Below are 10,956 nucleotides of genomic sequence, written 5' to 3'. Positions count from 1 at the left end.
GGAGCGGGTGGATGAGGCGGCGAGGCGGCCGGGGTGGGGCGGCAAGACGGGCGAGGTGGCCGGAACGGGCGGCAGGACGGGCCGGACGGGGCGGTGAGGTGGCCGGGGCGGGGAACCCGGGACGGGGCGTGCGGAGCGAGTGCCGGGCCGGATGTACCGGGTCCGGGCATGACCATTCGAGCGCCGTGTACTAGAGTTATCTCGACATCGAGATATCTGCCGAGGAGCACCGCAGCTGCCACACCGGTAAGGGTTACCTAACTTAGCCATACCTTAGCGGATCGGCCGAGATGCCGTGGCGGCAGGATCGTGGTGGTACGCGCACATCAATGAAGGAGACTGTCGTGTCGGCGAACAGCTTCGACGCCCGCAGCACGCTGCAGGTGGGCGACGAGTCGTACGAGATCTTCCGGCTGGACAAGGTCGAGGGCTCCGCGCGCCTTCCCTACAGCCTGAAGGTGCTGCTGGAGAACCTGCTCCGCACCGAGGACGGCGCGAACATCACCGCCGACCACATCCGCGCCCTGGGCGGCTGGGACTCGCAGGCCCAGCCGTCGCAGGAGATCCAGTTCACGCCGGCCCGCGTGATCATGCAGGACTTCACCGGCGTGCCCTGCGTCGTGGACCTCGCCACGATGCGCGAGGCCGTCAAGGAGCTGGGCGGCGACCCGGCGAAGATCAACCCGCTGGCCCCGGCCGAGCTGGTCATCGACCACTCCGTGATCGCCGACAAGTTCGGCACCAACGACGCCTTCAAGCAGAACGTCGACCTGGAGTACGGCCGCAACCGCGAGCGCTACCAGTTCCTGCGCTGGGGCCAGACCGCGTTCGACGAGTTCAAGGTCGTCCCGCCCGGCACCGGCATCGTCCACCAGGTGAACATCGAGCACCTGGCCCGTGTCGTCATGGTCCGCGACGGCAAGGCGTACCCCGACACCCTGGTCGGCACCGACTCGCACACCACCATGGTCAACGGCCTCGGCGTCCTCGGCTGGGGCGTCGGCGGCATCGAGGCCGAGGCCGCCATGCTCGGCCAGCCGGTCTCCATGCTGATCCCGCGCGTCGTCGGCTTCAAGCTCACCGGTGAGCTCCAGCCGGGCACCACCGCCACCGACCTGGTGCTCACCATCACCGAGATGCTGCGCAAGCACGGTGTGGTCGGCAAGTTCGTCGAGTTCTACGGTGAGGGCGTCGCCGCCACCTCGCTGGCCAACCGCGCCACCATCGGCAACATGTCGCCGGAGTTCGGCTCCACCGCCGCGATCTTCCCGATCGACGACGAGACGCTGAGCTACCTGCGCCTGACCGGCCGCAGCGAGCAGCAGGTCGCGCTGGTCGAGGCGTACGCCAAGGAGCAGGGCCTCTGGCTGGACCCGAAGGCCGAGCCGGACTTCTCCGAGAAGCTCGAGCTGGACCTGTCCACGGTCGTCCCCTCCATCGCCGGCCCGAAGCGCCCGCAGGACCGCATCGTCCTCGCCGACGCCAAGGCCCAGTTCGCCCAGGACGTGCGCAACTACGTCAAGGACGGCGGCGACGTCGACGAGGCCAGCAAGGAGTCCTTCCCGGCCTCCGACGCCCCGGCCATCTCCAACGGCGCGCCCTCCAACCCGGTCGAGGTCACCGCCCCCGACGGCACGACCTACACGCTCGACCACGGTGCGGTGACGGTCGCGGCCATCACCTCCTGCACCAACACCTCCAACCCGTACGTCATGGTCGCCGCCGCCCTGGTGGCCAAGAAGGCGGTGGAGAAGGGCCTGACCCGCAAGCCGTGGGTGAAGACCACCCTCGCCCCGGGCTCCAAGGTCGTCACCGACTACTTCGAGAAGGCGGGCCTGACCCCGTACCTCGACAAGGTCGGCTTCAACCTCGTCGGCTACGGCTGCACCACCTGCATCGGCAACTCCGGCCCGCTGCCGGAGGAGGTCTCCAAGGCCGTCAACGACCACGACCTCGCCGTCACCTCGGTGCTGTCCGGCAACCGCAACTTCGAGGGCCGGATCAACCCCGACGTCAAGATGAACTACCTGGCGTCCCCGCCGCTGGTCGTCGCCTATGCCCTCGCGGGCTCGATGAAGGTGGACATCACCCGGGAGTCGCTGGGCCTGGACCAGGACGGCAACCCGGTCTTCCTGAAGGACATCTGGCCGTCCGAGGCCGAGGTCAACGACGTCGTGGCGAACGCCATCGGCGAGGACATGTTCTCCAAGTCCTACTCCGACGTCTTCGCGGGCGACGCCCAGTGGCAGGCGCTGCCGATCCCGACCGGCGACACCTTCGAGTGGGACCCGGAGTCCACCTACGTCCGCAAGCCCCCGTACTTCGAGGGCATGGGCATGGAGCCGGCCCCGGTCGAGGACATCGCCGGCGCCCGGGTGCTCGCCAAGCTGGGCGACTCGGTCACCACCGACCACATCTCCCCGGCCGGTGCCATCAAGGCCGACACCCCGGCCGGCCAGTACCTCACGGAGCACGGCGTCGAGCGCCGCGACTTCAACAGCTACGGCTCGCGCCGCGGCAACCACGAGGTCATGATCCGCGGTACGTTCGCCAACATCCGCCTGCGCAACCAGATCGCGCCGGGCACCGAGGGCGGCTACACCCGCGACTTCACGCAGGAGGGCGGCCCGGTCTCCTTCATCTACGACGCCTCGCAGAACTACCAGGCCGCCGGCGTCCCGCTGGTCGTCCTGGCCGGCAAGGAGTACGGCTCCGGCTCGTCCCGCGACTGGGCGGCCAAGGGCACCGCGCTCCTCGGCGTCAAGGCCGTCATCGCCGAGTCCTACGAGCGCATCCACCGCTCCAACCTCATCGGCATGGGCGTCCTGCCGCTGCAGTTCCCGGAGGGCCACTCCGCCGACACCCTCGGCCTGACCGGTGAGGAGACCTTCTCCATCTCCGGCGTCACCGAGCTCAACGACGGCACCACCCCGCGCACGGTGAAGGTCACCACCGACACCGGCGTCGAGTTCGACGCGGTCGTCCGCATCGACACCCCCGGCGAGGCGGACTACTACCGCAACGGCGGCATCATGCAGTACGTGCTGCGCAGCCTGATCCGCAAGTAAGCAGGTCACGGCCGCAACCAGGCGGTCGCGCAGGACGGTTGAGGGCCGCATCCCCGGTGACGGGGGTGCGGCCCTCGCCGCTGCGGGCGTTTACAACGGGAGCGCTCGGCGCTACCTTCCCCTCACGGGTGAGGTGGGAGCGCTCCCATCCCCGGTGGACCGGAACCCGCCGTCGGAGCGCCCCCCTCGCCCGGCTCCGCGGACCCATGTGCAGGACCCGACAGACCCGCAGCGAGCGACAGGTGTGTCATGACCACGACGAGCCCTCGAGGTGAGCCCGTCCTCCGACCGGCCCTCTCCGTCCGTGCCAGAACCCTCTTCCTCGTCCTGGTCGCCCTGCTCGCGGCCCTGCCGGCCGCCGGGCTGGCGGTGGCGACGGGCGGCGGGGCCGGCGGCCACCGGTCCGAGGTGACCGTCACCGGCACCGGCGGCGTGCCGGTGCCCGGCCGGCCGGCCGACCGGGCCCTCCCCGGCCCCGGCGGGGACGGCGGGACGACCCTGTCCTGCCGGGCGGCCGAACCGCCGTACGGGGGACCGTCCCGGTGACGGCCGGACCGCCGTACGGGGGACCGTCCCGGTGACGGCCGGACCGCCGTACGGGGGACCGTCCCGGTGACGGCCGGACCGCCGCACGGGGGACCGTCCCGGTGACGGCCGGACCGCCGCACGGGGGGGCGGTCCCGGTGACGGCCCGACGCGCCGTCACCGCGGCGGCCCCCCTCAGGGGCCCAGCAGGGAGCGCAGCCAGTCCAGTTGGCGCCGCACGTGCACCGCGTCCCCGCCCTCGTGCCCGTTGAACGGGTAGGCGTGGATCTCCTTGGCCGGCTCCGCGCCCGTCAGGCCCGCGTAGTGGTGGAACGCGGCGTACGCCCCGCTCGGCGGACAGACCGTGTCGCGCAGGCCGACCCCGAAGTGGGCCGGGGCGTGGGCGCGACGGGCGAAGGAGACGCCCTCGACGTAGGAGAGCGTGCGGCGGGCGGCCTCCTCGGCGCCCCGGTGGACCGAGAGGTAGGCGGCGATCTCGCCGTACGGGCCGGTGTCGGTGAGGTCCAGGGCGCGGGAGATGCCGCACAGCAGCGGGGCGGTGACCAGCGCCGCCGCCAGGTCCGGCACCAGCCCCGCCACCGCCAGCGCGAGTCCTCCGCCCTGGCTGTTGCCGACCGCCGCGACCCGCGAGGGGTCCACGCCCGGCAGGGCGCGTACGGCGGCGACCGCGCGCACCGCGTCGGTGATCAGCCGGCGGTAGTGGTAGTCCCGCGGGGCGAGCAGCCCGCGGACCGCCGGGCCGGGGCCGCCCGGCGCGGTGGCGTGCGGGTCGGGGGTGTCACCGCCGCAGCCGTACTGGTCGCCCTGGCCCCGGTTGTCCATCAGCAGATGCGCGTACCCGGCGTTCACCCAGGTCAGCCGCTCGTGCGGCAGACCGCGTCCGCGTCCGTAGCCGGCGTACTCGACGACCGCCGGTACGGCGCCGGCCGCCCGGGCCGCGGAGCTCCCCCCGGCCCGGGCGGAGCCGGGGGCGCGGGGGAGGCTGAACCAGGCGCGCACCGGGTCGCCGGCGAAGCCGCGGAACGTCACGTCCCAGGTCTCGGTCAGCCGCAGCCCGCTCTCCACCGGGCGGGACGAGACCAGCGGATCCCCCTCGGCCGACGCCTCCTCCAGGGTGGCCTCCCAGAAGGCGTCGAAGTCGGCGGGTTCCTCGATGTCCGGGCGGTGGCGCTCCAGTTCCGCCGGGGGCAGGTCGAACGCGGGCACGGGGGCACACCTCGCAGGGTGGGGGCGGACAGGAGGGCCGATCGTTGCGGGATACTGCCAGAAAGTTCCGGGGAGCGTAACGGGGCGGAACCGCCCCTCGCCCTGGGTGAGATATCGGTCCGACCTTGCTCAGCTCTCTCAAAAACCCAGCGTGTACCACCCATTGACAGCGCTTACTGCTCCCCTTAGGTTGCCGCGAGGTCACCGACAAAAGCTCGAAAGTTTCGGTTCTGCGTCCTACGGCACGGAAGGCCCGAGCACTATGAGCACCTCCACCACGTCGGCTCCGCCCCCCGGCACGCAGGCCCCCCCGCCGTCGAGGACCCCGCCGCGCCGCACGCGTTCGCCCTCCCGCACCGGGTGGCGGCGGGCGCTGCGCAAGGACTGGCAGCTGTACTCGCTGGCCGTGCTGCCGCTGCTGTTCTTCCTGGTGTTCCGCTATCTGCCGATGATCGGCAACGTGATCGCCTTCCGCCGCTTCGAGCCCGGCGGTTCGATCCTCGGCGAGCACTGGGTGGGCCTGCGCTACGTCGAGATGTTCCTCAGCGACCCCACCTTCTGGCAGGTGTTCCGCAACACCCTGTGGATCGGCGGCCTCACCCTCGTCTTCTGCTTCCCGATCCCGATCGTGCTCGCCCTGCTGCTGAACGAGGTGCGCAGGAGGTCCCTGAAGCGGTTCGTGCAGTCGGTGTCGTACCTGCCGCACTTCCTGTCGATCGTGATCGTCGCCGGCATCACGCTGCAGATGCTCGCCACCGACGGCCCGGTCAACCACGTCCTGGGCTGGTTCGGGCACGACCCGGTCCGGTTCATCCAGGAGCCCGAGTGGTTCCGCACCATCTACGTCGGCTCGGAGATCTGGCAGACCGCCGGCTGGGGCACGATCCTCTACCTCGCCGCGCTCACCACCATCGACGAGGACCTGTACGAGGCCGCCCGCATCGACGGCGCCAACCGCTGGCAGCAGATATGGCACGTCACCCTGCCCGGCATCCGCCCGACCATGGTCACGCTGCTGATCCTCAACATCGGCACCTTCATGGCCGTCGGCTTCGAGAAGGTCCTGCTGCTGTACAACCCGCTGACGTACCCGACCGCCGACGTGATCTCCACCTACCTCTACCGGACCGGTGTGGAGTCCAACAGCTTCAGCTACGCCGCCGCGATCGGCCTGTTCGAGGCGGTCATCGGCCTGGTGCTGATCACCTCGGCCAACCAGCTCTCGCGCCGCACCGTGGGGACGAGCCTGTGGTGAACACCGTGACCTCCGGCCGCCGCGCCCGCCGCCCCGGGGCCGCCCGCCGCCCCTCCGTGACCAGCCCCTCGCGCGGCTACCGGGTCTTCCAGGGCGTCAACGGCGTCGTCCTCACGCTCGTCGTGCTGGTGACCCTGTACCCGTTCGTCAACATCATCGCCCGCTCGTTCAGCGGGGAGCGGCAGATCCGCTCCGGCGAAGTGACCCTGTGGCCCAAGGGGTTCAACCTCACCACCTACGAGATCGTCGTCTCCGACCCGATGTTCTGGCGGAACTACGGCAACACCGTGCTCTACACGGCCGTCTCCACCGCCGTCGCCATGGTGCTGACCACCTGTTACGCCTACGTCCTGTCGAAGAAGAACCTCAAAGGGCGCGGCGCGCTGGTCGGGATCGCCGTGTTCACCATGTTCTTCACCGGCGGCCTGATCCCCCACTACGTCCTCGTCACCAGCCTCGGCCTGAAGAACAGCGTGTGGGCCATCGCGCTGCCCAACGCGATCAGCGTCTTCAACCTGCTGGTGATGAAGGCCTTCTTCGAGAGCCTGCCGACCGAACTGGAGGAGGCCGCGCAGATCGACGGGCTCAGCACCTACGGCATCCTGCTGCGGATCGTGCTGCCGCTGTCCAAGGCGGTCGTGGCGACCATGGTCCTCTTCTACTCGGTCTCCTTCTGGAACTCCTGGTTCTCGGCGTTCCTCTACATGGACCGCACCGAGCTGATGCCGGTCACGGTCTACCTGCGCAACCTCCTCGCGGGCGCCACCGGGGGCACCGGCGCCGGCGCGGCCACCGAGCAGCTCACCCAGGTCTCGGCGAACATCCAGGCCGTCACGATCGTGCTGACCTCGCTGCCGATCCTCTGCCTCTACCCCTTCGTCCAGCGCTACTTCGTCTCGGGCGTGATGCTCGGCGCGGTCAAGGGCTGACGCCGCACCCCCGATCGACCCGCCGATGGAACAAAGGAGTCCTCGTGAACCACAACGGACGGCTGTCACGGCGCCAGATCCTCGCCGCCGCCGGATTCATCGGCCTGGCCGGCCTCACCGCCTGCGGCAGCGGCGACGACGGCGACGGCGGCAAGGACCTGTCGAAGAAGCGGAACGGCGCCATGAAGGACTACCGCGTCGGCGACCAGTTCAAGGCCACCGAGCCGCTGTCCTTCACCCTCCTGCACAACGACAACCCGGTCTACCCGATGAAGGACGACTGGCTGTTCTGGAAGGAGCTCACCCGGCGCACCGGCGTCACCCTCGAGGCCACACCGGTCCCGCTGAGCGACTACGAGAAGAAGCGCAGCCTGCTCATCGGCGCGGGCGACGCCCCCCTCCTGATCCCCAAGACCTACCCGGGCGCGGAGACCGCGTTCGTCTCCTCGGGCGCCGTCCTCCCGGTCAGCGAGTACGCGCACCTGATGCCCCACTTCCAGGCCAAGGTGAAGAAGTGGCGCCTCCAGCCGGAGGTGGACTCGCTGCGCCAGTCCGACGGCCGCTACTACCTGCTGCCCGGCCTGCACGAGAAGGTCAAGGCCGGCTACTCGCTGGCCCTCCGCACCGACGTCCTCGAGCGCCACGGCCTGAGCCTGCCCACCACCTGGGACGAGGTGTACCAGGTGTTCAAGGCGCTCAAGGAGGAGTACCCCGACCGCTACCCCTTCTCCGACCGCTGGAGCACCAACACGCCGTTCCCCGTCGGCGCCCTGTTCCAGTACCTCGGCCAGGCGTACGGGGTGCGGGCCGGCTGGTCGTACCTGAACACCAGCTGGGACGCCGAGGCGGAGAAGTTCGTCTTCACCGGCGCCACGGACGCCTACCGCCAGGTCGTCGAGTACCTGCACAAACTGGTCGCCGAGAAGCTGATGGACCCCGAGAGCTTCACCCAGACCGACGACGAGGCGGTCAAGAAGCTGCTGGCCCAGAAGTCCTTCGCGATCAGCGCCAACCCGCAGGAACTGGTGCAGAACTACCGCTACAACCTCGGCAAGCAGGTCGAGGGCGCCACCGTCGAGATGATCCCGGTGCCGCTCGGCCCCGCCGGACCGGTGGTACTGGGCGGCTCGCGCCTGGAGAACGGCATGATGATCTCCAGCAAGGCGCTCGACGGCGACGACTTCGTCGCCCTGATGCAGTTCGTGGACTGGCTGTGGTACTCCGACGCCGGCCAGGAGTTCTGCAAGTGGGGCGTGGAGAACGTCACCCACACCCGCTCCGGGCCCGGCGCGTACGAGCTGAAGCCCGGCATCAGCCTCATGGGCTCCGACCCCGGCGCCCCCAAGGACCTCCAGAAGGACTTCGGCTTCTTCAACGGCGTCTTCACCTACGGCGGCAGCTGGGCCCTGGTCTCCTCCTCCTTCGGCCCGGACGAGAAGGAGTTCCAGGACGCCATGGCCGGCCGCGAGCAACTGCCCGTCGACCCGCCGCACCCGCTGCGCGCCGAGGAACAGGAGCGGGCCACCCTGTGGGACACCCCGCTGAAGGACCACGTCACCCAGAACACCCTGCGGTTCGCCCTCGGCAAGCGTCCGCTGTCGGAATGGGACGACTACCTCGCCGAGCTGAGGGCGAAGAACATGGACCAGTTCATCGACCTGCACAACCAGGCCCACGAGCGGTTCCGGAAGGAGAACGGGTGATCCGCGTCCCCGCCGGGCCGGGCGGCCGGCTGCCCGGCGCCTGGCGGAGCTGCGTCGGCACCGGCCGCCTCGACCTCGCCCTGCGCCGCGACTACCAGGACTCCCTCGCTCTGCTCCAGCGCGACATCGGCTTCGGGTACCTGCGCGGCCACGGCCTGCTCAGCGACGGCCTGGGCATCCACCGCCCCTACGCGTGGCAGGGAGTCCGCCGCACCCACCACTCGTTCACCTACCTCGACCAGGTGATCGACGCCTGCCTCGGCCTCGGCATCCGCCCCTTCCTCGAACTCGGCTTCATGCCGGACCGACTGGCCTCCGGGGAGCAGACGGTGTTCTGGTGGCGGGGCAACGTCACCCCGCCCGCCGACGAGAAGGAGTGGACGGCCCTGGTCCGCGCCGTCCTCGCCCACCTCGTGGACCGCTACGGCGCCGACGAGGTGCGCACCTGGCCGGTCGAGGTGTGGAACGAGCCCGACCTCCCCGACTTCTGGCAGGACGCGGACGAGGCGGCCTACCACCGGCTGTACGAGGCGACCGCGCACGCCGTGAAGGAGGTGGACGCCGCCCTGCAGGTCGGCGGCCCGGCGCTCTCGCCCGGCGCGGACGGCTGGCTGGAGCGGTTCGCCGAGTTCGCCGAACGCCGGGACGTGCCCGTCGACTTCGTCTCCCGGCACGCCTACACCTCCGGCCCCGCCCGGCACGTCCCCTTCGGCGTCCACCAGACCCTGGCCCCGGCGAGCGGCCTCCTGGACCAGTTCGCCGAGCCCCGCAGGGTGCTCGCGGGCACCCGCCTGGCCGGACTGCCGGTGCACATCACCGAGTTCAACTCCTCCTACCGGCCCGACAACCCGGTCCACGACACCGCCTTCCACGCCGCCTACCTGGCCCCGGTGGTGGCGGCCGGCGGCGACCACGCCGACTCCTTCTCCTACTGGACGTTCAGCGACGTCTTCGAGGAGACCGGCATACCGACCGCGCTCTTCCACGGCGGCTTCGGCCTGCTCACCCACCGCCAGGTGCGCAAACCCACCTACCACCTCTACGCCTTCATGGCCCGCATGGGGGAGGAGCGACTGGCCCGGGGAGAGGACCACCTGGTGACCCGGCACCCCGACGGCCGGGTCACCGTCCTCGCCTGGGCCCCCGTCGACGAGACCGGCCGGACCCCGGGCCCGGACCGGCACACCGTGCGCCTGTCGGTGCCGGTCGGCACCGCCCCGCGCGGCGAGGCGTTCGTCCGCCGCTCCTCGGTCGACGAGGAACGCGGCAACGCGTACACCGCCTGGCGGCGCATGGGCAGCCCGCGCTCGCCGCGCCCCGGGCAGCTCGACGTCCTGCACGAGGCCGCCGAACCCGCCCGCGCCCACCACCGGCTGCCCGTCGAGGACGGCCGCGCCGACCTCACCCTGACGCTGGCCCGCCACGAGATCACCCTCGTCGAGCTGACCCCCCTCCTCGACGAGACACCGCCCTGGTGGGACGAGCGGCGGCTGCTCGGCGGGGAGGCGCCGTGAGCACCGTGGGGGCCGACGCCTTCGGCACCGGGGTCCTCTCCCGGGCCGCCGCCCTGATCCACACCCTCGTCACCGTCGAGGCCCTGCTGCTGCTCGCCGCCTCGCCGGGCCTCGCCGGCCTCCTCCTGCTCGGTCCCCACCCGGCCAACCTGCCCCTGGCCGCCCTCTGCCTGCTGCCCCTGGGCCCGGCCGTCTGCGCCGCCCTCTACGCCCTGCACCACCGCGGCCACGACCTCACCGACCTCCACCCGGCCCGCGCCTTCCGGCGCGGCTGGCGGCTGGGCGCCCTCCCCGCGCTGAAGCTGTGGGCACCGCTGCTCGGCTGGCTCACGGTCATCGCCTTCACCCTCACCCACTTCTCCGCCACCGGACTGCCCCGCTGGTGGGCGGCCCTGCTGGCGCTGACCGGTGCCGGCTCCCTGCTGTGGGGCGCGCACGCCCTGGTCCTCACCGCCCTGTTCGCCTTCCGCGCCCGCGACACCGCCCGCCTCGCCGCCTACTTCCTGTTCCGGCACCCCCGCGCCACCCTCGGCGCCGCCTCGCTGCTGGTCCTGACGGCCGCCGGGACCGCCTTGCTCACCGAGGCCCTGCCCGCCCTGCTCGCCGCCCCGCTGCTGCTGTCCCTGCTGCACGGCAGCCGTCCGGTGATCGCCGAGACCGAGAAGGACTTCACCGCATGACGCCCCGCACCCCGAAGATCCCCTACGGCGGCGACTACAACCCCGAGCAGTGGCC

General features: G+C 71.2%; 8 protein-coding genes. 7 read left to right on the top strand and 1 reads right to left on the bottom strand.

What is annotated here, in order from left to right; genetic code table 11:
- Window positions 1–344 precede the first annotated feature (344 nt).
- Both acnA and B7L92_RS16985 read left to right on the top strand, forming a co-directional pair.
- A complete protein-coding gene (gene acnA / locus B7L92_RS16990; RefSeq protein ID WP_081238441.1) occupies window positions 345–3,068 on the top strand; it encodes an aconitate hydratase AcnA in 2,724 nt (907 codons plus the stop codon).
- 249 nt (window positions 3,069–3,317) lie between these two features.
- Window positions 3,318–3,614 (top strand): hypothetical protein, encoded by a 297-nt coding sequence (locus B7L92_RS16985; protein WP_081238440.1) that lies wholly within the window; start codon window positions 3,318–3,320, stop codon window positions 3,612–3,614.
- Between the two features lie 174 nt (window positions 3,615–3,788).
- Here the strand turns inward: B7L92_RS16985 and B7L92_RS16980 are convergent, their stop codons facing one another.
- Window positions 3,789–4,820 (bottom strand): acetylxylan esterase, encoded by a 1,032-nt coding sequence (locus B7L92_RS16980; protein ID WP_081238439.1) that lies wholly within the window; start codon window positions 4,818–4,820, stop codon window positions 3,789–3,791.
- A 262-nt stretch (window positions 4,821–5,082) separates the two neighbouring features.
- Between B7L92_RS16980 and B7L92_RS16975 the strand changes: the two genes are divergently transcribed.
- From B7L92_RS16975 to B7L92_RS16955, 5 genes are read left to right on the top strand one after another with little or no spacing between them, the layout of a single operon-like run.
- Window positions 5,083–6,075, top strand: coding sequence for an ABC transporter permease (locus tag B7L92_RS16975; protein ID WP_081238438.1), 993 nt, complete (start codon window positions 5,083–5,085; stop codon window positions 6,073–6,075).
- A 56-nt stretch (window positions 6,076–6,131) separates the two neighbouring features.
- On the top strand, window positions 6,132–7,004 hold the full coding sequence (locus B7L92_RS16970; RefSeq protein ID WP_081238442.1) for a carbohydrate ABC transporter permease: 873 nt from the start codon (window positions 6,132–6,134) through the stop codon (window positions 7,002–7,004).
- A gap of 44 nt (window positions 7,005–7,048) precedes the next feature.
- Window positions 7,049–8,707, top strand: a complete 1,659-nt coding sequence (locus B7L92_RS16965) for an ABC transporter substrate-binding protein (protein ID WP_081238437.1) — start codon at window positions 7,049–7,051, stop codon at window positions 8,705–8,707.
- A complete protein-coding gene (locus tag B7L92_RS16960) occupies window positions 8,704–10,221 on the top strand; it encodes a GH39 family glycosyl hydrolase (protein ID WP_081238436.1) in 1,518 nt (505 codons plus the stop codon). Before B7L92_RS16965 ends, B7L92_RS16960 begins: the two co-directional genes overlap by 4 nt.
- The gene (locus B7L92_RS16955) at window positions 10,218–10,901 is read left to right on the top strand and encodes a hypothetical protein (protein ID WP_081238435.1); all 684 of its coding nucleotides are present in this window, start codon (window positions 10,218–10,220) and stop codon (window positions 10,899–10,901) included. Before B7L92_RS16960 ends, B7L92_RS16955 begins: the two co-directional genes overlap by 4 nt.
- Window positions 10,902–10,956: the final 55 nt, after the last annotated feature.

This window comes from Streptomyces viridosporus, from assembly GCF_002078235.1.
GTDB lineage: Bacteria > Actinomycetota > Actinomycetes > Streptomycetales > Streptomycetaceae > Streptomyces > Streptomyces viridosporus.
This window is presented reverse-complemented; position numbering and strand designations above follow the sequence as displayed.